Annotated in this window: 22 protein-coding genes; 9 read left to right on the top strand and 13 right to left on the bottom strand. The window is 69.6% G+C overall.

What is annotated here, in order from left to right; genetic code table 11:
* Window positions 1–247: 247 nt before the first annotated feature.
* Window positions 248–2815 carry a sensor domain-containing protein gene (locus ASF53_RS06030; protein ID WP_286134160.1) on the top strand — a complete coding sequence of 856 codons (2568 nt, stop codon included), beginning with the start codon at window positions 248–250 and terminating at the stop codon, window positions 2813–2815.
* Window positions 2816–2980: 165 nt separating this feature from the next.
* Window positions 2981–4027, top strand: a complete 1047-nt coding sequence (locus ASF53_RS06025; RefSeq protein ID WP_286134159.1) for a GGDEF domain-containing protein — start codon at window positions 2981–2983, stop codon at window positions 4025–4027.
* A 13-nt stretch (window positions 4028–4040) separates the two neighbouring features.
* Here ASF53_RS06025 and ASF53_RS06020 read toward each other — a convergent pair whose 3' ends face one another.
* A complete protein-coding gene (locus ASF53_RS06020) occupies window positions 4041–5393 on the bottom strand; it encodes a sigma-54-dependent transcriptional regulator (protein ID WP_056195408.1) in 1353 nt (450 codons plus the stop codon).
* Window positions 5390–7267: a sensor histidine kinase gene (locus ASF53_RS06015; RefSeq protein ID WP_056195403.1), complete on the bottom strand. Its 1878-nt coding sequence runs from the start codon at window positions 7265–7267 to the stop codon at window positions 5390–5392. Before ASF53_RS06015 ends, ASF53_RS06020 begins: the two co-directional genes overlap by 4 nt.
* A gap of 311 nt (window positions 7268–7578) precedes the next feature.
* On the opposite strand from ASF53_RS06015, the gene ASF53_RS06010 reads away from it, so the two are divergent.
* Complete coding sequence (locus tag ASF53_RS06010) at window positions 7579–8922, top strand: dicarboxylate/amino acid:cation symporter (protein ID WP_056195400.1); 1344 nt, start codon at window positions 7579–7581, stop codon at window positions 8920–8922.
* A gap of 190 nt (window positions 8923–9112) precedes the next feature.
* Window positions 9113–9508 (top strand): GFA family protein, encoded by a 396-nt coding sequence (locus ASF53_RS06005; protein ID WP_056195397.1) that lies wholly within the window; start codon window positions 9113–9115, stop codon window positions 9506–9508.
* 6 nt (window positions 9509–9514) lie between these two features.
* Here ASF53_RS06005 and ASF53_RS06000 read toward each other — a convergent pair whose 3' ends face one another.
* Genes ASF53_RS06000 through ASF53_RS05990 form a run of 3 tightly spaced genes read right to left on the bottom strand, consistent with a single transcriptional unit; the run spans window position 9515 to window position 12108 of the window.
* Window positions 9515–10099, bottom strand: coding sequence for an NAD(P)H-dependent oxidoreductase (locus ASF53_RS06000; RefSeq protein WP_056195581.1), 585 nt, complete (start codon window positions 10097–10099; stop codon window positions 9515–9517).
* 4 nt (window positions 10100–10103) lie between these two features.
* Entirely contained in the window at window positions 10104–11348 is a 1245-nt protein-coding gene (locus tag ASF53_RS05995) for a lytic murein transglycosylase (RefSeq protein ID WP_056195395.1), read from the bottom strand.
* Window positions 11349–11394: 46 nt separating this feature from the next.
* A complete protein-coding gene (locus ASF53_RS05990; RefSeq protein ID WP_056195392.1) occupies window positions 11395–12108 on the bottom strand; it encodes an invasion associated locus B family protein in 714 nt (237 codons plus the stop codon).
* A 332-nt stretch (window positions 12109–12440) separates the two neighbouring features.
* Between ASF53_RS05990 and ASF53_RS05985 the strand changes: the two genes are divergently transcribed.
* Window positions 12441–12935, top strand: a complete 495-nt coding sequence (locus tag ASF53_RS05985) for a glutathione peroxidase (protein ID WP_056195389.1) — start codon at window positions 12441–12443, stop codon at window positions 12933–12935.
* Between the two features lie 7 nt (window positions 12936–12942).
* On the opposite strand, the gene ASF53_RS05980 is transcribed toward ASF53_RS05985, so the two are convergent.
* The 6 genes from ASF53_RS05980 to fliL form a co-directional block, all read right to left on the bottom strand.
* Window positions 12943–13320 (bottom strand): hypothetical protein, encoded by a 378-nt coding sequence (locus ASF53_RS05980; RefSeq protein WP_286134156.1) that lies wholly within the window; start codon window positions 13318–13320, stop codon window positions 12943–12945.
* A 41-nt stretch (window positions 13321–13361) separates the two neighbouring features.
* The gene (locus ASF53_RS05975; protein ID WP_156635381.1) at window positions 13362–14015 is read right to left on the bottom strand and encodes a DUF433 domain-containing protein; all 654 of its coding nucleotides are present in this window, start codon (window positions 14013–14015) and stop codon (window positions 13362–13364) included.
* Between the two features lie 80 nt (window positions 14016–14095).
* Entirely contained in the window at window positions 14096–14893 is a 798-nt protein-coding gene (locus ASF53_RS05970; RefSeq protein ID WP_056195379.1) for a MotE family protein, read from the bottom strand.
* Window positions 14890–15384, bottom strand: coding sequence for a DUF6468 domain-containing protein (locus ASF53_RS05965; protein ID WP_056195374.1), 495 nt, complete (start codon window positions 15382–15384; stop codon window positions 14890–14892). The genes ASF53_RS05970 and ASF53_RS05965 overlap by 4 nt, the downstream gene beginning before the upstream one ends.
* Before the next feature lie 13 nt (window positions 15385–15397).
* Complete coding sequence (fliM, locus tag ASF53_RS05960; protein ID WP_056195371.1) at window positions 15398–16618, bottom strand: flagellar motor switch protein FliM; 1221 nt, start codon at window positions 16616–16618, stop codon at window positions 15398–15400.
* Between the two features lie 79 nt (window positions 16619–16697).
* A complete protein-coding gene (gene fliL, locus ASF53_RS05955) occupies window positions 16698–17213 on the bottom strand; it encodes a flagellar basal body-associated protein FliL (RefSeq protein WP_056195369.1) in 516 nt (171 codons plus the stop codon).
* Window positions 17214–17484: 271 nt separating this feature from the next.
* Here fliL and flgF point away from each other — a divergent pair, with 271 nt between their 5' ends.
* The 4 genes from flgF to flgH are packed head-to-tail and all read left to right on the top strand — an operon-like array spanning window position 17485 to window position 20916.
* Complete coding sequence (gene flgF / locus ASF53_RS05950) at window positions 17485–18225, top strand: flagellar basal-body rod protein FlgF (RefSeq protein ID WP_056195366.1); 741 nt, start codon at window positions 17485–17487, stop codon at window positions 18223–18225.
* A 26-nt stretch (window positions 18226–18251) separates the two neighbouring features.
* Window positions 18252–19043: a flagellar basal-body rod protein FlgG gene (flgG, locus tag ASF53_RS05945; protein ID WP_003606772.1), complete on the top strand. Its 792-nt coding sequence runs from the start codon at window positions 18252–18254 to the stop codon at window positions 19041–19043.
* Between the two features lie 14 nt (window positions 19044–19057).
* Window positions 19058–20104 (top strand): flagellar basal body P-ring formation chaperone FlgA, encoded by a 1047-nt coding sequence (flgA, locus tag ASF53_RS05940; protein WP_056195363.1) that lies wholly within the window; start codon window positions 19058–19060, stop codon window positions 20102–20104.
* A 59-nt stretch (window positions 20105–20163) separates the two neighbouring features.
* The gene (gene flgH / locus ASF53_RS05935; protein ID WP_056195360.1) at window positions 20164–20916 is read left to right on the top strand and encodes a flagellar basal body L-ring protein FlgH; all 753 of its coding nucleotides are present in this window, start codon (window positions 20164–20166) and stop codon (window positions 20914–20916) included.
* Window positions 20917–21139: 223 nt separating this feature from the next.
* On the opposite strand, the gene ASF53_RS26240 is transcribed toward flgH, so the two are convergent.
* Together ASF53_RS26240 and ASF53_RS05925 are read right to left on the bottom strand one after the other, a co-directional pair.
* Entirely contained in the window at window positions 21140–21316 is a 177-nt protein-coding gene (locus ASF53_RS26240) for a hypothetical protein (protein WP_200943167.1), read from the bottom strand.
* A gap of 179 nt (window positions 21317–21495) precedes the next feature.
* Window positions 21496–22197 carry a hypothetical protein gene (locus ASF53_RS05925; RefSeq protein WP_056195352.1) on the bottom strand — a complete coding sequence of 234 codons (702 nt, stop codon included), beginning with the start codon at window positions 22195–22197 and terminating at the stop codon, window positions 21496–21498.
* Window positions 22198–22297 lie beyond the last annotated feature (100 nt).

Genomic DNA, 22297 nt, shown 5'->3' with positions numbered 1-22297 from the left:
GCGGCGGCGCCGAGCCTAATCAGGATTGGCGCCGTTGCAGCAAATGTTAATTCGATGATCGCCCGGCGGTCATCGGGTCGCGGTTAAGGTCATTCTCAATTCGTGCGCGAGGGGCGCAAGAAGGGAAAGTCTTTCGGGAATTATCCCGACGCATCCAATTTCCCTTAACTTCAAGCTGAGTAGCTTGGCTTCATCCCATCGGCCTCGGGCGCCGGCTTCGGCCGAACGCCCGCGGCGGAGCCAAGCGATGACTGCGTCCCGTCCGGTGCCACATAGCGACCGCGGAGCCGCCGCACCCGTCCGGCCTGCGCACGAAGCCGAGGCGACGGAGCACCGGCGGACGGAGGCGCATCTCGTGGAATGGGAGGCGCGCCTGCGTGCGATCGAGGCGGCCCATGCCATGGCCGAGCACATCGCCGCCTTCGGCCATTGGCGGATCGATGTCGCCACCCGCACCATCGCGTGGTCGGACGGGATCGCCCGCATCTTCGGGCGCAACCAAGAGCGCGCGACGCTGCCGCTCGACACCCATATCGGCTTCTATCACCCGGATGACGTCGAACGAGTCCGGTCCGCCATGGACGAGGCGCTCGCCGGCCGCAGCCGGACGTTGGGGGGCGGCTACGAGCATCGCTCCCGCCTGCTTCGGCCCGACGGCGAGGTGCGGGTGGTGGCCGTTCACGGCCTCGGAGAACACGACGATGCCGGCCGTCTCGTCTCGGTCTTCGGTGTCTGCCTCGATGTGACCGAACTGGTCCATTCCGAGCAGCGCCTGCGCCAGACCGGCGAGGCGATGCGGGCCACCCTCGAAGCGATGGACCAGGGCCTCGTGATGATCGGCCCGGACGACCGGGTCCAGGTCCACAACCAGCGTGCCCGCGACCTCCTCGACCTGTCCGACGAGGTTCTGCACGAGGGCGCGTCTTTCGCGGCGGTCCGGCGCCACCTCGCCGAGCGCGGCGAGTTCCGTAGCGCCCCGCCCGAAGCCCGGGAATGGCTGGAACGCGGCGGATTTCCGACCGGGATTCAGGGTTACGAACGCAGGCGGCCCGACGGGACGATCCTCGAGACGCAACTCGCGCCGATGGCCTCCGGCGGCCTTGTCTGCACCTATACCGATCTGACCGAGCGGCGGCAGGGCGAAGCGGCTTTGCGCTCGGCCGAAGCCGACTACCAATCCCTGTTCCAGAATGCGGTCATCGGCGTCTACCGGGCCAGGCTCGACGGCGGCATCGTCCAGGCCAACCGGGCGCTGGCCCGGCTGCACGGCTATGGTGGCGGGCTCATGCCGGCCGAGGGCTTCAACCACGATTGGTATGTCGAGCCGGATCGGCACACCGCCTTCCTGAAATGCCTGGAGACGGAGGGCCATGTCGAGGACTTCGTCTCCGAGGTGCGCCGTCACGTCGGCGGCGAGCGCATCTGGGTCGCGGAGACCGCCTGGGTCGTGCGTGACGCCGAGGGCAAGCCGGTCTGGTTCGAGGGCACCGTCGCCGATGCGACCGAGCGCAAGCGCGCCCAGGCGCTGATCGAGCACATGGCCCGCCACGACGCGCTGACCGGATTGCCCAATCGTCGCCTGTTCCAGGAAACCCTGAGCCGCGAGATCGACGGGGCCCGGCGCGACGGCGGCTGGGTGGCCGTGCTGTGCTGCGACCTCGACCGCTTCAAGGCGGTCAACGACACCTTCGGCCATCCTGCGGGCGACGCCCTGCTCCGGGTCGTCGCGAGCCGCCTCCGCGGCGCCCTGCGCGAGGGCGATGGGGTGGCGCGGCTCGGTGGCGACGAGTTCGCCATCATCCTGCCGGGCCGGGGCGGCGCCCGCCGCATCGCCGCCGTCGCCCGCCGGCTGATCCAGGCCGCCGGGCGGCCGGTCGATCTCGGCGGCCGCGCCGCCACGGTCGGCGTCAGCATCGGCGTGGCGGTCTGGCCAAAGCACGGCGACAGCGCCGACACCCTGTTCAAGAACGCCGATATCGCCCTCTACCGGGCCAAGGATTCCGGGCGGAACACCTTCCGCTTCTACGAGAGCGGGATGGCGCTCGCGGTCGCGACCCGCAACTTGCTGGAAATCGACATGCGCGCGTCGATCCGCTCCGGTGGGTTCGCGCTGCATTACCAGCCGATCTTCGCCCTCGCGGACGGGGCCCCGCAGGGCTTCGAGGCGCTGCTGCGCTGGGATCATCCCGTGCATGGATCCATCTCGCCGGGGGCCTTCATCCCGCTGGCGGAGGAATCCGGGCTCATCACCCAGCTCGGCGCCTGGGCCCTGCACGAGGCCTGCCGTGAGGCGGTCTCCTGGCCGGGCGATCTACGGGTCGCGGTCAACGTCTCGGCGGTGCAATTCCGCAAGACCGGGCTGGAGCACAGTGTCATGCGGGCGCTGGCCGCCTCGGGCCTGCCGGCCGGGCGGCTCGAACTGGAGATCACCGAAAGCGTGCTGATGCAGGATTCGGACGCCGTGATCGGCTCTCTGCACCGCCTGCGCGCCATGGGCGTGCGGATCGCGCTCGACGATTTCGGCACGGGCTACTCGTCCCTGAGCTACCTGTGCCGGTTCCCGTTCGACAAGATCAAGATCGATCGCTCCTTCATCCGCGACATCGACGAGCCCGTGGCGGCGGCGGTGGTGCGCGCGGTGGTGGGCCTGGGCGAGCGCCTCGGCATGGCCATCACCGCCGAGGGGGTGGAGACGGAGGAGCAGTTGGAGCGGGTGCGGCGCAAGGGCTGCACCGAGGTGCAGGGCTTCCTGCTCGGCCGGCCGCAGCCCGCCGCGCAGGCCATGGCCCTCGTCGCCGGGCGGGCGGCGGCCTGAGCCGGCGTGCGGGAAGGCCGGATGGCGCATGGCTCGAGGGCGGATATGCAAAAGTCCTGAACGAAGGGCGACCCGGCGCCGCGATGCGAAAGACTGAAATTTAACAGTAATCGGCTATCCCTCCGGCCGTGACGTCGAGGGCTAGGTGCGGTGATGCCGGGACAGATGCAGCAGGCAGACCCCGACCTCGACCGCGCCCTGGTTCCCGCGCACCGCGCTTGGGAGGCGCTGCAGCAGCATGCGCTGCCGCCCTCCCCGCGGAACTACGAATTGCTGCACACCTTCTTCACCGGCGCCAACCCGCCGCTGAACGAGCGCCTCGCGCCCTGTCTGGCGCCCGGCGGGACGCTGACGGAGGAGCAGGCGAGCGCGCTCTACGACATTTGCATCGCCGGGACCGCGACGGAGGCCTCCGTGCTCGATGGGGCGGGCCGTCTGGCGGAGGCGGCCGGCACCCTGGCCGAGCGCGTCGCGGGCAGCCGGAAGGCGCTCGCCGGCTATGGCGACACCCTGATCCATTGGTCCGGCCGGCTGAATGCGCGTCCAACCGCCGATGAGCTGATGACGGCGCTCGTCGCCCTGATCGGCGAGACCGAGCAGGCGCAGACCCGCAACCACCTGCTCGAGGAGCAGCTCTCGGCTTCCGCCGCCCAGATCGCCAAGCTGCATCAGGATCTCGTCGAGACGCAGCGCGCCGCGGCGACCGATGCCCTGACGGGGCTTGCCAACCGCAAGGCCTTCGACGGGTTCCTGCGCGAGTCGATCGCCCGGACCCGGAGCGATTCCGGCAGCACCTTCTCCCTGCTCATGCTCGACATCGACCACTTCAAGGGTCTCAACGACCGGCACGGCCACCGCTTCGGCGATCAGGTGTTGCGCCTCGTCGGGCGGCTGCTCAGCGCGAAGACGACGGACCGCGACCTCGCCGCGCGCTACGGCGGCGAGGAATTCGCGATCGTGCTCGGCGAGGCCAGCATCGGTGCCGGCGTCGCCCTCGCCCAGGAAATCTGCGGCCGGCTGCGGGGCCAGCGGCTGGTCAAGCGCGGCACCGGCGATGTCGTGGCGCAGGTCACGATCTCGGCCGGCGTTGCGCAATATCGGCCGGGCGAAGCCGCCCGCGACGTGGTCGAGCGGGCCGACCGCGCGCTCTACGAGGCCAAGCGGACCGGCCGCGACCGCGTCTGCCCGACGCCGCGGGCCGCGGTCGCGTGAGGCCTCGCGGCGCTCAACGGAAATCGGTCGGCGCGAGGCCGTAGCGGGCGATCTTGTCGTAGAGGGTCTTGCGGGGCACGCCGAGGGACTCGGCCGCCAGCCGCACGTCGCCGCCGGCCATGATCAGCTCCTCGCGGATCAGGCCGCGCTCGAACCGCTCGACCTGCTCGGAGAGGCTGAGGACCGCCGTCGGCGCCGCCTCCTGCGCGGCTTGACCGGCAAGGCCCAGGGCGCAGCGCTCTGCGAAATGGTCGAGTTCGCGCACATTGCCCGGCCAGGAATGGCGCATGAGGTGATCGCGCATCGCCGCCGTCACAGGCGGCGCCTGGCGGCCGAACCGCTCGGCGGCGCGGGCCAGAAAGTGCTGGAACAGCAGCAGGACGTCCTCACGCCGCTCGCGCAGGGGCGGGATCACGATCGTGACGACGTTGAGCCGGTGGTAGAGGTCGTCGCGGAACGTGCCGGCCGCGGCCTCCTGGCCGAGATCGACCTTCGTGGCCGAGACGACCCGCATGTCGATCGGCCGCCGCTCGTTGGTGCCCAGCGGCTCGACCACCCGCTCCTGCAGCACCCGCAAGAGCTTCACCTGAAGCGCCAGCGGCATGCTCTCGATCTCGTCGAGGAACAGCGTGCCGCCTTGGGCGTGCTCGATGCGCCCGACCCGGCGCTTGAGGGCCCCGGTGAAGGCGCCGGCCTCGTGGCCGAAGAGTTCGCTCTCGACCACGCTGTCGGGCAGCGCACCGCAATTCATCGCGACGAAATTCTTCGCAGCGCGGCGGCTCCAACGGTGCAGGGCGTTGGCCACCACCTCCTTGCCGGAGCCCGTCTCGCCGAGCACGAGCACATCGACATCGGCCCCGGCCACATCGCGCACGAGGCGGCGCAGGCGCACGATCTCCGGCGAGATGCCGAGGAAGGCGGGATCCTCCTCGATCGCCGCGTCGAGCTGGGCGATGAGCCGGCGATTCTCCAGAACGAGCCGGCGACGGTCGAGGGCGCGGCGCACCGACCCCATCAGCGCTTCGGCTGGATAGGGCTTGGCGAGGAAATCGTAGGCGCCCGAGCGCATGGCGGCTACCGCCATCGAGATGTCGCCGTGCCCGGTGATGAGGATCACGGGCAGGTCCGGATCCTCGGCCTGGATCCGCTCCAAAAGGGCCCGCCCGTCGAGACCCGGCAGGCGCACGTCGGTGACGACCACCCCCGGCGGCTCGGCCCGGATCGCCGCGAGCGCGGGTTCGCCGGCCTCGAAGGTCTCGACCTGGAAGCCGTCGAGTTCGAGGCTCTGGCAGTTGGCGCGCCGCACGTCCTCCTCGTCGTCGATGAAGACGATCCGCTCGGACGCGCCGTCCGGCTCGCTGCTCATATCGCCTCCAGGCTCCCGACCGGCTTCATGTCCCGCTTGTCCTGCGCCTCGTCCGCCGGGACGGGGGCGCGGGTCAACTCCATCCGGAAGGTCGTGCCGTCGGCGCCCGAGCGCAGCCCGAGCGTTCCGCCGCATTCCTCGACGATGCCGCGGCAGATCGCCAGACCGAGCCCGAGGCCTTCGGATTTCGTGGTGAAGAACGGGTCGAACACCTGCGCCCGAACGGCTTCCGGGATGCCCGGTCCGTTATCCGCGACCTCGACCGCGACCCGCTCCGCATTCGCCTCGACCCGCAGGGCGATCCGCGCCTCCGGGCGGCCGGTCACGGCGTCGAGGGCGTTCTGCAGCAGGTTGACGACGACCTGTTCCAGGCGCGGCCCGTCACCGAGCACGGCGAGATCGGGCGCCGGCAAAGGCGCATCGAGGGCGATGCCGGCTTGCGCGGCGCGCCAGGAGACGACTTCGAGACTGCCGCGGACGATGTCGGCGAGGCGCACCGGCTCGCGCCGGCCCGAGGCGCGGCGGGCAAAGCCCTTGAGCTGGCGGGTCAGGGTGCCGATGCGCTCGGTGAGCCGGCCGATCGCCGAGACGTTCTCCGCCGCATCCTCGACGCGCCCGCGGCGCACGAGGATCGCGGTGTTGTCGGCGTAGGAGCGGATCGCGGCGAGGGGCTGGTTGATCTCGTGGGCCATGCTGGCCGCGAATTGACCGAGCGCCGCGAGACGCCCGGCCTGGGCCAGTTCGCGGCCGAGGCGCTCGCGCTCGGCCTCGGCGCGGCGGCGTTCCTCGATCTCGGCGAGAAGCTGCTGGTTCGCCTCGCTGAGCGCGTGCGTGCGTTCGGCCACACGCGCTTCCAGTTCCTCGCGTCGGGCGGCGGCCTCGGCGAGCCGGGTCCGCATCCGCCGCCGCCGGCCCATCAGCATGGCGAGCCCGGCCCAGGCGAGACAGGTCGTCAGCAGGGCGATCACCCGGCCCTGCCCCCGCTCGCGCTGAACCGCGGCAGCGATCGGGGTCAGGGTGTGGAGGCGCCATTCCGTGCCGGGGATCGGAGCGTCGAGCATCAGCGCCGGCCAAGCGGCCTTGGCGCCGCCGCCGACCCGGACGAGATCGGCCGCGCCGAGATCGGCGTAGAGCGGCGGGGGCGAGAGCGGCGCCTCGCCGAATTCGAGCGCCTCGCGGATGCGCTTGCGCTCCGCCTCGTCGATGGCGCGCAGGGCCTTGAAGCGCCAGGTCGGATCGCTCGCCACCAGCACGATACCGCGGGCATCGGTGACGAACACGCTCTCGCGGCCCATGCGCCACGCCGCCTCGATCGCGTCGAACTCGATCTTGACGACGACGACGCCGGCCGCGCGGGGCAGCCGGCGGGCGAGATAGTAGCCCGGCCGGCCGCTGACCGTGCCGAGGGCGAATTGCGAGCCGGAGCCCGTCGACATCGATTCCTTGAAGTAGGGTCGAAAGCCGTAGTCGCGCCCGAGGAAGCTCTTTTCCGCCGTCGCGTTGCTCGCCGCGACCGTCACCCCGTCGGTGCCCATCACGTAGATCACCGCGGCCCCGGTCGCCTCGGCGATCTGAGCGAGACGGCCGTTCACGCCCTCGACGAGTTCGGGCTCGGGCGCGGGACCCACGATACGGGCGATCTCAGGGTCCGCGGCGAGTGCGAGCGGCAGCGAACTCTGGGTCTGCATCTCGGCCCGAAGCGCCGCGACTTGGAGCCCGAGCGTCGCGGAGGCCGAACGCCGCAGATCGGCCAGCGCCCACCGTTCCGCCACCCGCCCGCCGAGCCAGCCCGACAGCAACAGGGCGGCGAGCCCCGCCAGCACCACGAGCGCGCGGCGGTAATCTTTCGCGGAGAGCGGAGCGGCGACGATCACCGCGGCCGGTCCAGTGCGAAATTCCGGACCGATCCGGAACCCCGCGTGCGGATCACCGCAACGGGCATTCGGGCGCCTTGCTCGTGCGAACGTGAAATATCATTCATTTCAAGGCTTTAACAAAAAGTTATCGGCGCTGTCGGGTTGGCATGCCGGTTGCCATTCCCTGATCGTAACGCAGCCATGACTGAACTGCAGAGCTGTGTGCCGCGAGGCCAAAAGCAAGAGCGGACGGTACCGGAATCCTCCTTGGGAGGCCTTCGGCGAACCGATCCGACGGACCATCCACTGTCCGACAGGGAGCAACGCCCATGGCCACCGTGCCGTCCCCTCTGACCGCGCCCCACGCGCCGTCCGCACCGAAGCCGATCTACCGTACGCTATACTTCCAGGTGCTGGTCGCCGTCGCCATCGGCATCACCCTCGGGCATTTCTACCCGAAGCTCGGCGCCGACATGAAGCCGCTCGGCGACGTCTTCATCAAGCTCGTCAAGATGATCATCGCGCCGGTGATCTTCCTCACCGTGGTCTCCGGCATCGCCGGCATGACCAATCTCGAGAAGGTCGGCCGCGTCGGCGGCAAGGCGCTGATCTACTTCATCACCTTCTCGACGCTGGCCCTGATCGTCGGCCTCATCGTCGCCAACGTGCTCCAGCCCGGCCACGGCCTGCATATCGACCCGAACTCGCTCGATCCGAAGGCGGTCGCGACCTATGCCGGCAAGGCCAAGGAGCAGAACATCGCCGACTTCCTGATGAACATCATCCCGACCACGGCCGTCGGTGCGTTCGCGGGCGGTGAGATCCTCCAGGTGCTGTTCTTCTCGGTGCTGTTCGGCTTCGGCCTCGCCTTCCTCGGCGAGCGCGGCAAGCCGGTGCTCGACATCATCAAGGTGCTGTCGGAGGCGGTCTTCGGCATCGTCAACATCATCATGAAGGTCGCCCCCATCGGTGCCTTCGGCGCGATGGCCTTCACCATCGGCAAGTACGGCATCTCCTCGCTGGCCAACCTCGCCTACCTCGTCGCCGCCTTCTACCTGACCTCGGCGATCTTCGTGCTCGGCGTGCTCGGCGCGGTCGCCCGCTACAACGGCTTCTCCATCCTCAAGCTCATCCGCTACATCAAGGAAGAGCTGATGCTGGTGCTCGGCACCTCCTCCTCGGAATCGGCCCTGCCCTCGCTCATCGACAAGATGGAGAAGGCCGGCTGCTCGCGCCCCGTCGTCGGCCTCGTGGTCCCGACCGGCTACTCGTTCAACCTCGACGGCACCAACATCTACATGACGATGGCGGCGTTGTTCATCGCCCAGGCCACCGACACCCCGATCACCTACGGCGAGCAGATCCTGCTGCTGCTGGTCGCCATGCTCTCCTCGAAGGGTGCGGCGGGCGTGACCGGCTCGGGCTTCATCACGCTGGCCGCGACGCTGGCCGTCGTCCCCTCCGTGCCGGTCGTCGGCATGGCACTGATCCTCGGCATCGACCGCTTCATGTCGGAGTGCCGCGCCCTCACCAACTTCATCGGCAACGCGGTGGCCTGCATCGTCGTCGCCCGCTGGGAAGGTGAGGTCGACGAGGCCAAGCTTCACGCCGCGCTGGGTGGCAAGCCGGTCGTCGACGCGACCCCTGCCCCGGTTCTCCAGCCGGCTGAGTGATCCGGTCAGGAGGGCGCACCGTCCTGCGTCCTTCGTCCGGTATGGGAGCCGCGGCAGCCGGAAGAGGGCTGCCGCGGTTTCTCGCATTCTGGGGCCAGTCCGGGGCGCCAGAATCCTGTTTTTGAGCGCCTGCTTTCGCGACGATGCTCTATCCTCCGCGCGTCGCCGTTTCGCGATTCGAGGAGGTTTCATGCTCACGGGACGCTGCCATTGCGGGGCCATCACCTACGCGATGCCGACCGAGGTGGCCCATAGCGCGCTCTGTCATTGTTCGGATTGCCGGCGCCATTCCGGCGCGCCGATGGTCGGCTGGGCGATGGTGCGCGCCGAGCGCGTGACGATTTCCGGCAAGCCCTCGGTCTACGCCTCCTCCGAACACGGACGGCGGCATTTCTGCGGGACCTGCGGTACCGGCCTGTTCTACATCAACGAGCAGAACCTGCCGGGCATGATCGACGTGCAGACCGGCACCCTCGATACGCCCGAAGCCCTGCCGCCGCAGGCGCATATCCAGGTGGCCGAGCGCGTCGCCTGGATGGAGGAGGCGCACCGGCTGCCGAGCTTCGAGCGGTTTCCGGGCGGTTAAGGCGGCTCAGAACGCCGAAAGCTTCGTGCGAACCCGCTCGACGAAGCGCGCGCGCATCGGCGCCGTGGCCCCGTCCATGCCGGTGAGTGCGATCCAGTTGAGCCGGCAGCGCGGGGCGCAGAGGGGGCGGATGCCGAAGCGGAACAGCCGCCAATCGGGCCAGCCGACGAGCCAGAGCAGCCAGCGCGGCGAGCCGTAGGTCGTCACCACGGCAATCCTTCGGATGTTGGTGAGGCGCGGTTGCAGCACCTTCGCGCCACCGACCGCGAAGGCCACGCCCGGCAGCCAGACCCGGTCGAACCAGCCCTTCAGCATGGCCGGCGGCCCGAACCACCATGTCGGGTAGACGAGGACCAAAGCCTCGGCCCGGCGCAGGGCGGCGACGTGGCTGGCCAGGTCCGGCTGCTCGGCGCCCTCGTCGTAATAGGCGCCCCGCTCCTCCGCGCTCAGCCGCGGATCGAAACCCTCCTCGTAGAGATCGAGCCGTTCGATCGTATGGCCGGCCTCTTCGAGCGCGGCGGCGGCGATGTCGCGCAGGCTCGCGTTGAAGCTGTCGCGGCGGGGATGGCAGTGGACCAGCAGGACGCGCATCGGCTCACCGGGCCGGTGCGTCCACTGCCCGCACCCGATCGAGCAGCGCGGCGTCGGCATAGCCGTCGGGGACGAGGCCCTTGGCTTCCTGAAAGGCGCGGATCGCGGCGCGGGTCTTGGGGCCGATCTTGCCGTCGGCGCCGCCGACCGGATGGCCGAGGGCAGCGAGCCGGGTCTGCAGGTGGGTGCGCTCCTCGGTCGTGAGCATGCGGTCGGTCCGCGGCCAGTCGCGGGTGAAACCGGGCGTGCCGCGCAGCCGGTCGGAGAGATGGGCCACGGTCAGCGCGTAGGCGAGCGCCGTGTTGTAGCGCAGGATCACCCGGAAGTTCGGCTCCAGCAGGAAGGCCGGCCCCTTCGCGCCCGTCGGCAGCAGCAGGGCGGCGCGGCGCTCCGCGCTTTCAGGAAAGGTGCCGTTGGCCGGCTTGAGGCCGAGCGTCCGCCATTCGGCGAAAGGCCGCTCGGTGGTCTCGTCGGCGAGCCGGTAGTCGAATTCGTCCGGCAGGAGGACTTCGAGGCCCCAGCCCTCGCCCGCGCGCCAGCCGGACTGCTTCAGGAAGTTGGCGGTCGAGGCGAGCGCGTCGGGCACCGAGTGCCAGATGTCGCGCTTGCCGTCGCCATCGAAATCGACCGCGTGGCGCAGGAAGGCGGTCGGCATGAACTGGGTGTGGCCCATGGCGCCGGCCCAGGAGCCGCGCATCCGTTCCGCGTCGGCATCGCCGTCGGCGAGAATCTTCAGGGCGGCGACGAGTTCGTCGCGCCACAGGCCGGGCCGGGCGGGATCGCCGCAGGCCAGCGTCGCCAGCGCCGGCACCACTGGGCGGATGCCGGCGCCTTCGAGGGCGGCCCCGTAATTCGACTCGACGCCCCAGAAGGCGACCAGAATGTGCCGATCGACGCCGTAGGCCGCCTCGATCCGCCCCAGCACCTCGGACCATTCGGCGAGCTTGGCTTGGCCCGTCGCGATCCGCTCCGGCGTGACGCTCGCCTCGATATACTCCCAGACCGGCTTCACGAACTCGGCCTGCGACTGGGTCGCGGGCACCACCGACGGATCGGGCGCGATCCCCGACAGGGCCGTCTCGGCCACCGCCCGCGGCACGCCGCGCTCCTCGGCGAGGGTCTTCAACCCGGCGAGGCATGGTGCGAAATCCGGCGCGGTCGCCGGTTCGGTGGGTGCCTCGGCCCGCGCCGAGATCGGCCCGGCGAGGATCGCGGTGGCGAGAAGGAGCGCTTTGGCCGTGGGCTGCATGGGGGCAGCCTTACCATTTCTCCGGCCGATCGCGAGACCGGGCGCGTCAGCTTCCGAACGCGGTCGCCCGGGCGAAGGCGGCGGCGAAGCCGGCGAGCGGCACGGTGATGATCGTCGGCTCCTTGGCATCCGGCTTCGTCGCCGAGATGGTGAGGCTGGTCGCCGTCTTCATCGTGTCGGTGGCGAGCGTCGGCAGGCTGACCGGCACGAGGCAACCGTCGCTGACGCAGAACGAGAAGGGCGCGCCCTTGCCGAGCTGCCGGTCGTCGAGCTTGAACGAGACGCCGGGCTCGATCTGAAGGCCGAACGGCATCAGGATCAGGCCCTCGCTCTTCCCGTCCTTGGGCGGCCGCAGCTCGACGCTGAACAGCCGCTTGCCCGTGCGCCGGTCGCCCTGCGACTGGATGATCACGCAATCGGTGCGCGCCTCGGCGCGGTTGCAGTTCATCGTCCAGTCGCCGTAGCTCTCGCTGACCGAGGAGGCGCCGGGCGGCCACTGGGCCGATCCGGAGGCGGCCGCGGGTTCCAGCACCGTGCCGGAGGGGGCAGCACTCGCCGGCTCTTTCGCCTCTTCCTTCTTCGGGGCCGGCCTGCGCGGGCGCGGCTTCGGTCGTGCGGCCGGCTCCGCGGGGGCGGCCTCGGGCGCGGCATCCTGAGCGGAGGCGATGGTCGGCCCGACCAGGGCCATCAATCCGGCGAGCAGAAGCGCCACGGAGGACGCGGTTCCGCGGGACAGGGACGGCCGAGACGGGGACGGCATGGTGGAGCTCCTGCGAGTGTCGTCCGGGGCTGTGAGCGTGCCTCACACAAGGCCCGATCACCGATCGTCTCCCGTCCGGGCACAATGGCGCGGCGAGAGTTGTGTGGGGGGACACTAAGCCCTTGTTTTAACGAGATCTCTGACGCCAAGCCGGTATACGGCCCAGCCGAGAGCGCTCTAGCCCCGCTCGGCCAAGGATGCAATTGCAGGGACGCCGCATTCCACGGCAACAATGGACTTTGCAGTCAAGCCTGGAATCGTTCCACGAAATTCAGGACAATATCGTCTCAGGAGACGGGACTATTGAGCAATCGACGGCGTTGGGAGTGGTCATGAGCAACCTCTACGATCACGTCCCGCGCGACGCGCGCGGCGCGCCGCATCCCCTGTCGCAGTATCGCGGCAAGGTCGTCCTGGTGGTCAACACCGCCTCGAAATGCGGATTCACGCCGCAATATCAGGGCTTGGAGACCCTGTGGCGCCGCCATCGCGCCCGCGGCCTCGTGGTGCTCGGCCTGCCCTGCAACCAGTTCGGCGCGCAGGAGCCGGGTGATGCCGCCGCCATCGAGCAGTTCTGCTCGCTGACCTACGACGTGACCTTTCCGGTCCTCGCCAAGGTCGAGGTCAACGGTCCGGGCGCCGACCCGCTCTACGCCGATCTCAAGCGCGCGAAGCCCGGCCTGTTCGGCACGCAAGCCATCAAGTGGAATTTCACGAAGTTCCTGATCGGCCGGGACGGCCGGGTGATCGGCCGCTTCTCCCCGTCAACGAAGCCCGAGGCCCTGGACGGCGCGATCGAGCGGGCCCTGGCGGAGCCGGGCGGGTAGAAACGTCTCAGGGCTTTGGCAGATCGTAGAGCCGGAGGACGATGTCCCCGTCCTCCGCGTCCAGCGTCACGTCCAGAACTCGGTTGGTGAGGTCGTTGTCCAGCGCCGCGAGCTTATCGAGTGCGATCGTGAACAGCGTCTTTTGCAGATCGAGATCCATCCCAGGTGGCCCGTTGAGACAGATCAGTCCGGCGTGAAGATCGAGGGCTCCGTAAAGGCCCTTCGAGCCGGGAGCGTCGGCGGGACCGCGGAAATCGACGGAGTTTTTGGTCACGAGCGTCCGATCCTCCGCCATCAGGATCGGCAGGAGCTTCCAGTCGGGCGTGCCCTGAAGGCCGCGTCGCCGGACGCTCGTCGAATTCCAATACCCACGCTCGATTGCCATTCGCGTGAGCTCATCGCTCAAGCACTCGTCGATGAAGAGGTTCATCCGACTTTGCGGGTGATACGCTCTTCGGAAATGAGGCGGGCGCCCGCGAGGATCGGGCTCGCCTTCGGGCGCCCCTGGCGCGGATTCGCCGAGGCGTAGAGTGCGGCCAGGGCAATTCCCTCGTCATCGAGACCGGGATACGCGGCCCGGATGCGTTCCGGCGGATGTCCGGCGGTGACCGAAGCGGCGACATCGTGGACCGGAATTCGGGTGCCAGCGATGACAGGCGTTCCCGACAGGACGGACGGCGCGGACGAGACCCGGGACACGGCGCGACGATAGCGGTCCCAGCGTCTCGCCGCGTCGGCCACGAACGGCTCGAAATCGATCTGGAGGAAGCCTTCCCGGACGATCCAGCCTTGGGCGGGCCGGCTCCATGGCTGCTCGAAGGACTCTTCGGCAGGTTCTGCACGCAGGCGGCGGCTCACTTCGCGGATCGCGGATAGCCGCTCCTCCGCGGTCAGACGCTTGGCGCTGCCGTAGTAGAAGGCGATGAGCGGGCAGCCCGAGGCGGATATGCGACGTCCTTCTCCCTGCGCGACGAGATCGTCGGGCAGGACGCCGCGGTCGATGGCGTGGTGCACCTCGCGCAGCCCGACGCCCGATACGACGGAGACTTCCGTCGGTCTCAGCATCTCGAACGATGTCACGGGAGCCTCCCGAAAAGTCTTCCCATGATGGGGAATCTATAGGCCGAAATGTCTCCCTACAAGGTGGAGGGCGTCCGTGTTCACCGCCCCGCGCGTGGTGCCGGCCCCGGATCGAGCGCCGGCAGCTCGCCGGGGGGCAGGCCGGGGATCGCGGCGGCCGCCTGCGGCGCTTCGAGGCCGCGGGCGCGGTTGGCGAGCGCCACGGTCAGCTTCTCGGCGGGCTCCGAGCCCATCAGGGCCAGCACTTCGGCCATCTTGCGCGGGTTCATCGCCGTCACGATCGGCACCAGTGTCTCGAGGTTCAGGCGGTCGAAGACCCGGGCGGCGTCCTTCGGCTTCATCGTCTCGTACATGAGGACGATGCCCTTCATTCCGGCCTTCTCGGCCTCGGCCCGCTTAGTCCCCTCGGAGCCGACCTTGTCCTCGGCGCCCTTCAGGTCGGCCACGCCGGTTTCGAGCTTGTGCTCGGCGTCCTTGAGCATCTGCTCGCGCAGATCGAGTTCGTCGCGGCGCTGCTTGAGGGTGTCGCGCCGCGCCGCGAGCTTTTCCAGGATCGCCCGCTCGCTGTCCGAGACCGGCTCGGGCACCGGCGGCTGGTAGACCGGCGGCGGGGCGGGCTCCGCCTTCTTCGGCGGCGCCGAGACGGAGCCCGTGGTCGTCGGGTCCGTGGGCTCGTAGTTGGTGCGCGCCTTGGCGAGGACGCGGGCGAAATCCGGCAGCGGCGCGCCGGGCGCCGGCTCCTCCGCGGCGACCAGCGCGGTGAGCTTGAGCACGAGAAGCCCGATCGCCGCCAGGGTCACGGCGTCGATCAGGCGCAGCCGGAAGGGGCGCGCCGGAAGGCTCGCGAGACGTGCGAGTCGGCGCGCGGGAAGGCTCATGCGGCCCTGGCCCGGAGGCGGTCGAGGGCGCGTTCGGACAGGGCCTGGGCGGCGGCGAGGGCCGCGCCGACGCGCTCACCATTGCCGATGGCGGGCACGGTCTCGACGGCGACCGGACGCGGCGCGGCGGGAGCGGCAGCGGGTGCCGCCGTGGCGCTGGTCCGCGCCTGGCCCACGATGGCCGCGATGCGGCTGATAACGCTCTCGCCCGCCTGCACATGCGCGGCGAGATCGGTGCTGGTGCGCTCGGCGCCGGCGAGGCGCTCGGTCAGCGTCCGGTCGCACTCGTCGAGGGTGGCGCGCAGGCCGGCAATGGCGCGCTCGGCGGTGGCGCTCGCCACCACGAGGTCGCCGATGGTGGAGCGCAGGGCCGCCTCGTCCGCCTTGAGCCGGTTGATGCGCCCCGACAGCTTCACCGAGGAGGCGATGGTGGCGACCAGAAGAACGGCGACGAGCACGTCAGCGGCCATCGAGACGAAGAAGGTCATCATGGTCTTCTCGGCCCTACCCGTCGTTACGGTTCTGCATCGAGATCTCGTAGGCCTGCAGCGTTGTGCGGGACTGCCGCAGCGGCCGGGCGATCTGCACCGCGATCGCATCGTCGATCCGGCCGATCCGCCCCTGCGTCAGCGCCCAGTCTCCGCAGCGCACGGTGATGAGATCGGAGGGCTTGCGGTCGAACATCAGCGTATCGCCGACCTTGAGGTTGAGCACCCGCTTCAGCGGCAGCGTCACCTCGTGCAGCACCGCTTCCATGTCGACATCCGCCTGCCAGATCTCGGTGGCCAGATGGCTTTCCCAGACCTGATCGCGCCCGAGCCGCTCGCCCATGAAGCTCTGCATCAGCAGGTCACGGATCGGCTCGACCGTCGCGTAGGGGAACAGGATCTGCATCCCGCCGCCGCGCCCGTCCATGTCGAGCTTGAGCGTGATCAGGATGGCGGCGTTGCCGGGCCGGGTAATGGTGGCGAAGCGCGGGTTGGTCTCGATCCGGTCGATGCCGAAACGCACCGGCGAGAGCGGCTGGAACGATAATTCGAGGTCGGTGAGGATGATCTCGACGAGACGGCGCACGAGGCTCATCTCGATCGTGGTGAAGGGCCGCCCGTCGAGCCGGCTCGACGAGCCGCCGCGCTTGCCCCCCAACAGGAGGTCCATCGTCGAGTAGGCGAGCGTCTGCTCGACGGTGACGAGGCCCGAGCCCTCCCAGGAATCGGCCTTGAACACGCCGAGCAGGGTCGGGAGCGGGATCGCGTTGAGATAGTCGCCGAAGCGGACCGAGGTGATGTTGTCGAGGGTCACCTCGACGTTGTCCTGGAAGAAGTTGCGGAGGCTGGTCGACAGCAACCGGATCATCCGGTCGAAGACGATTTCCAGCATCGGCAGGCGTTCGTACTGAACGACGCCCGAATCGACGATGGCGCGCACGCCCCCCGCGCCGGAGGCAGAAAGCTCGCGCAGGGAGAAGCCGAGGACGCCGTCGATCTCATCCTGATTCAGGATGCGGTCGTTGCCGGCGAGTTCGGGGAGATTCTCGGTCTCCCCGTCCTCGATCATCGTCGCCCATTCGGCGGCGACGTCGCCCGCGCTCTTGGTCGTGCCCTGCTCGGCGAGCGCCGCGCCCCATTCCTCGGCCAGCGACGCGTCGCCGCCACCGCCCTCGCCGCCCTGCTCGGCAAAGGCGGCTGCCCAATCGTCCTCCAGCTCGTCTTCGGGACCGATCATGCCTGTCGCGCGCTCGCGGTTGTCTTAACGAAGAGGGATGCGGAGAGATCTGGGTTTCGGGGCCGGGTGGCCGCGCCGTTCATTGGACGATCACGTCCTTGAACAGCACCGCCTCGGCCTTGGCCGGGTGCAGCGCGATGTTGACCCGCCGCAGCAATTCCTCGCGCAGGCGGTAGAGGCCGGCGGAACCGGCCAGATCGCTCGCCCGGATCTCGCGCAGGTAGGTCTGGAAGGCGTCCTCGACCCGCGGCATCAGCGGCTTGACCGTCGCCTCGACCTTGGCGTCCTTCAGCTCCAGCGCGACCCGCAGCTTGAGCACGTTGGACTTGGTCGCCCCCGGATCGGGGCTGAGGTTCACCAGCATGTCGCGCATGTCGAGGAACACGGCCTGCGCTTTCGGGTCGAGCTTCTCGGCCCCGTGCTCGCCGTGGTCGGCATGGGCCGCCCGGCTCTTCATGAAGAAGAACCCGCCCCCGCCGCCACCGAGCAGCAGCACCGCGGCGGCGATGATGATGAGCTTCTTCTTGGACTTCGGCGCTTCCGCCGCGCCCTCCTCGCCTTCCGCCGCGGGCGCCTTCTTCGGCTTCTTGGCCATGTGCTGCTCGTCGGCAAACCGGATCGGGGCGGTGGGCGGGGCTCGCGCGGCGCGCAATCCCCTTGCCTCCGTTCTCGGCCGGCGTGGTTAACCTTCGGTTAAGGCGGCAGAACTTGCCGGGTCGGACTTGCCGCCGTCCCGCGGCGGACCGGTGCCGGCGCCAGGCTCTGCTTCAATCAAGTTGCTGATTGTTAAGGTAAAAACGAAGTTGCCGGGATTGGCACGCCCCCTGCGGTGGAGGGGACGAACCTGTCGCCATCCGAGGCACACCATGCAGAACGCGCTCTTCGTCGGCGTCTCCGCCCAGACCGCCCTGGCCCGCGAACTCGACGTCATCGCCAACAACATGGCCAACGTCTCGACCACCGGCTTCAAGGCGCGCTCGGCCCGCTTCCAGGAATACCTAATGCCGGTGGCCTCCGCCGACAGCTTCCAGCGGAGCGACCGCCGCCTCTCCTACGTCATCGACCAGGGCACCCCGCTCGACCTCACCCAGGGGCCGGTGGAGCCCGACAGCAACCCGATGCACGTGGCCCTGCGCGGCGACGCCTTCCTCACCGTCCAGACGCCGCAGGGCCTGCGCTACACCCGCAACGGCGCCTTCGAACTCGACGCGACGGGCAACCTCGTCACCTCGGACGGCTACGCGGTGCAGGGCGATGGCGGCCCGATCACCATCGGCCAGCAGGAGACGGGTCTCGCCATCGCCCCCGACGGCACGATCTCGACCAATCTCGGCATCCGCGGCCGGCTGCGACTCGTCAACTTCGCCAACGCCCAGGCGCTGAAGTCGGAGGGCGCCAACCTGTTCTCGTCCGAGGCGCCCGCGCGGCCCGCCGGCCCCGGCGCCCATCTGGAGCCCGGCGCGCTGGAGCGCTCCAACGTGAAGCCGGTGGTCGAGATGACTCGGCTGATGGACGTGAACCGCACCTACTCGATGGTCTCGAGCGTGATCTCGCGCCTCGACGAGCTGCGCGGCACGGCGATCCGCCGTCTCGCCGACGTCGCCTGACCCCCCGGCTTTAAGGACCGACGCCGATGCGCGCTCTCTACGCCGCCGCCACGGGCATGGCGGCCCAGGAACTCAACGTTCAGGTCATCTCGAACAACATCGCGAACCTGCGCACCACCGGCTACAAGCGCCAGCAGGTGCATTTCCAGGATCTGCTCTACCAGAACCTGCGCCGCTCCGGTTCCTCGACCTCGGACCAGAACACGATGCTGCCCGCCGGCCTCGCGCTGGGCTCGGGCGTGAAGACCACCTCGACCGCCCGCGCGATGAGCCAGGGGCCGCTGGCGCAGACCGAGAAGGATTACGACGTCGCGATCCGCGGCGAGGGCCTGTTCCGCGTCCGCCTGCCGGACGGGCGCACCGCCTATAGCCGCGACGGCTCGTTCGACCTCGACGCGCAGGGCCAGATGGTCACCCGCGACGGCTACCTGCTCGATCCCGGCGTGACGGTGCCCAACACCGCGACCTCGGTGACGATCTCGGCCACCGGCGCGGTGCAGGCGACCATGCCCGGCCAGACCGCGCCGCAGGCGCTCGGCCAGTTCCAGCTCGCCCGCTTCGTCAACAAGGTCGGCCTCGAATCGATCGGCGACAACCTGTTCGTCGAGACCGCGGCCTCGGGCCCCGCCATCACCGGCCTGCCGGGCTCGGAGGGCTTCGGCAATCTGCAGCAGCGCTACCTCGAAGAGGCCAACGTCAACGCGGTCACCGAGATCTCGTCGCTGATCGCGGCGCAGCGCGCCTACGAGATGAACTCCAAGGTCGTCACCGCCGCCGACCAGATGCTCTCCACCACCTCGCAGATGTTCCGCGGTTGAGGATTCGACCCGTGATGCACGCCCTCCGGCCGATCCGCCGTCCCGTCCCGCTCGCCGTCACCCCGCTTTCCCGCGGCGTGATCGGCCGGACCGTCCTCGCGCTGGCCGCCTTCCTCGCGGTGACGCTGTTCACCCTGCCGCTGATGGCCGCCGGCACGACCCTGCGCCTGCGGGGCGACGTCACCGCCCGCGGCGACACCCTCAGCTTCGGCGACCTCGTGGAAGGCGCCCCCGCCGAACTCGCCGCCCGTGCGCTGTTCCGCGCGCCGGCCCTCGGCGCCGTCGGCACGATCCAGGCACGCCGCATCATCGAGGCGGCCGCCTCCCTCGGCCTGACCGGAATCGAGACCGGCGGGCGGGTTCAGGTGACGGTGCAGCGCGCCGCCCGCCGGGTCGGCGCGACGGAGATCGAGGCGGCGCTCAAGCGCGCGCTGGAGACCGGCTACGGCCTCGATCCGAAATCCCTCTCGGTACGCCTCGACGGCGATGCGCCGATGCTGCTCGCCCCGCTCGACCTCGACGGGCAGGCAGCGGCGGTCGATCTCACCTACGATCCGCGCACCCGCCGGGTCGCCGGCCTCGTGGTGCTCGGCGAGCGTCAGGCCTCGCTGCGGGTGTCCGGCGTGGCCGTCGAGACCCGCGAGGTGGCGGTGCTGACCCGCAGCCTCCACCGCGGCGAGGCGGTCACCGGTGCCGACCTCACTGTCGAGCGCCGCCCGCGCGACGGCGTGCCCAACGACATGCAGGGCGCGCCGACCCTGGTCGTCGGGCAGGTGGCGCAGCGTCCCCTCAGCGCCGGCGCCGTCCTGCGCTCCGGCGACGTGGCCCCGCCCGATCTCGTCGCCCGCGGCGACAGCGTCGCCATCGTGTTCGAGACCCCCGGCGTGTCCCTGTCGCTGCGCGGCGTCGCCAACGAGAACGGCCGGCTCGGCGCCAGCGTCTCGGTGACGAACGCCGCCTCGAAGAAGGTGCTGCAGGCCGTGGTGATCGCCCCGGGGCGGGTCTCGGTCGGCCCGATCCCGCAGCCTCAGCCGATCCTCCAGGCCAGCGCGGCCCCGTGAGCCGCGCGCCCTTCCTTCCGTCTCGCTCTTCCCTTCCCGCCAGCGCCGGACCCCTTCCGATGACCGCTCGCCGTCCCCGCCTCTCCCGCCTTGCCGTGATCCTGGTGCTCGCGCCGCTCGGCGCCTGCAACACCGTGGACCGCCTCTCCCAGGTCGGCGCCACGCCGACGCTCTCGGCGATCGAGGACCCGACCGCCCAACCCGGCTACCGGCCGGTGCGGATGGCGATGCCCGATACGAGCCCCGTCTCCTACGCGCCGAACTCCCTGTGGCGCACGGGCTCGCGGGCCTTCTTCAAGGATCAGCGCGCCGCGCGGATCGGCGACCTGCTCACCATCAAGGTCAACGTCACCGACCGGGCCAACCTCAACAACGAGACCAAGCGCTCGCGCACCAATGCGGAAGGCTTCGGCCTGCCCAACGCCTTCGGCCTGGAGAACAGCGCGGGCGTGGCCGCCGCCGGCATCGCCCCCGACAAGCTCATCAACGGCACCTCGACTTCGTCGAGCGACGGCGCCGGCTCGGTTCAGCGCGCCGAGACGGTGAGCACCAACGTCGCCGCGGTCGTCACGCAGGTGCTGCCCAACGGCAACCTCGTCGTGGAGGGCAAGCAGGAGATCCGCATCAATTTCGAGGTGCGCGAGCTGGTCGTGGCCGGCGTGGTGCGGCCCGAGGACATCGAGTCGGACAACACCATCGATTCGAGCAAGATCGCTCAGGCCCGCATCGCCTATGGCGGCCGCGGCCAGATCACCGACGTGCAGCAGCCTCGCTACGGCCAGCAGCTCGTGGACATCCTGCTGCCGTTCTAAGCGGCTCTCGCGAAACGCGCCCAGCGCCGTGCCCGAAGGGGAATCGAGCGGTGACCGGGCGTTCGGTGGAGCACTTTCAAACCGGAGGGCGTGTGCGCCCTCCCCCCGGCGAAAAGCGAGCGCCGCGCCTTGGATCTCGGATCCAGGACGCGGCGCTCGTTTATTGTTCTGCATCGTCGTCTTCCGAGAGCCGGCCCCTTTCGGGGGGGCTGCTCCGGGCGCGTCAGTGCTCGGTGCCGGGCCGGTTCGGGCGCGGCGCTTCACCGTGGGCCTCGGTGAAGGCCGAGCGGCGCGGGTCGTTCTTCGATTGCGCGACCCGGCCCCGCTGCCAGATCGCGAAGGCGGCGACGAGGACAATGGTGACGATGGCGAGCAGCGGAATGAGCACGTCGTTCGACATCGCCATTTCCTCCGATGATTGTGTTCGGGGGCAAGCGGCGCGCTGCCGGAAAGGTTCCGGTCGCTCGAATCTTCGGACGATGATTATGAAAACATGGGGCCGATGCGGAAAGACGCTTCAGCTGCCAAATAAGATGAAATTCTTTCGCTCGCCGCCGTGAGCGGATTGTTTTCCGCCTGCTATCGGCTCGCTCCCAGGATCGAGTCGTATTGCTTCAGGGCTTCTCGTCTCGGATCGGCGCTTGTGGAAGGGGTCGCCCCGGACATCCGGTCCATGTAGTCCTGCGCCGCCGAGGTGAAGGCGCCGTCCTCGAGCACCATCGTGCCGGAGAGCCGCTGGATATCGAGCATCCGCGTCGTGTATCGGCCATAGGATTGATCCTGCTCCTCCTGGCTGCGCGCGCTCTTCTTCTCCTCGTTGTAGCGTTCGAGCGATTGCTGCGCGGTCCGCATGGCTTTCAGGGAGGCGATGGTCTCAAATTCCTTCACCAGCTCCGGGTCGTCCTTGAGGACTTCCGCGATTTTCGTGCGGTAAGGGCTGTCGGTGACGAGCGTCCCCGATTCGAGCCGCAGGGCGATCGGCTCGTCGAGGGGGATGCCTTTCTTCGCGAAGGCCGCGCCGAGCTTCGATGCGAACGCGTCGGAGCGCGCTTTCAGGTGCTCGTCGAAGGATCGGGCGGCGATCGCGGCCGCCTCGCGATCCGCGTCCAGCTTGGCCGCCGCCGCCTTCGCCTTGTCGGATACGTGGATTGTGGCGGCCGGATCGGCGGCGGTCTTGGGGCTGGCGGACGGACGATCCGGCGCGGCTGCACGCTGTGCGGGAAGGGCGCCGCGCGCGAATGGCGGGAGGCTCGACCCGCGATTCGTGGTGATAGACGTCATCGCCGTTCCTCCCCAAAGCGCACGCGACAGGGCGCCGGAAGGGGGCGGGCTGTCCGCCGCATCGAGGCGCTACAACCACAAGATCGGATCGCCGTTACGA

It is taken from the genome of Methylobacterium sp. Leaf123 (assembly GCF_001423405.1).
GTDB lineage: Bacteria > Pseudomonadota > Alphaproteobacteria > Rhizobiales > Beijerinckiaceae > Methylobacterium.
This window is presented reverse-complemented; position numbering and strand designations above follow the sequence as displayed.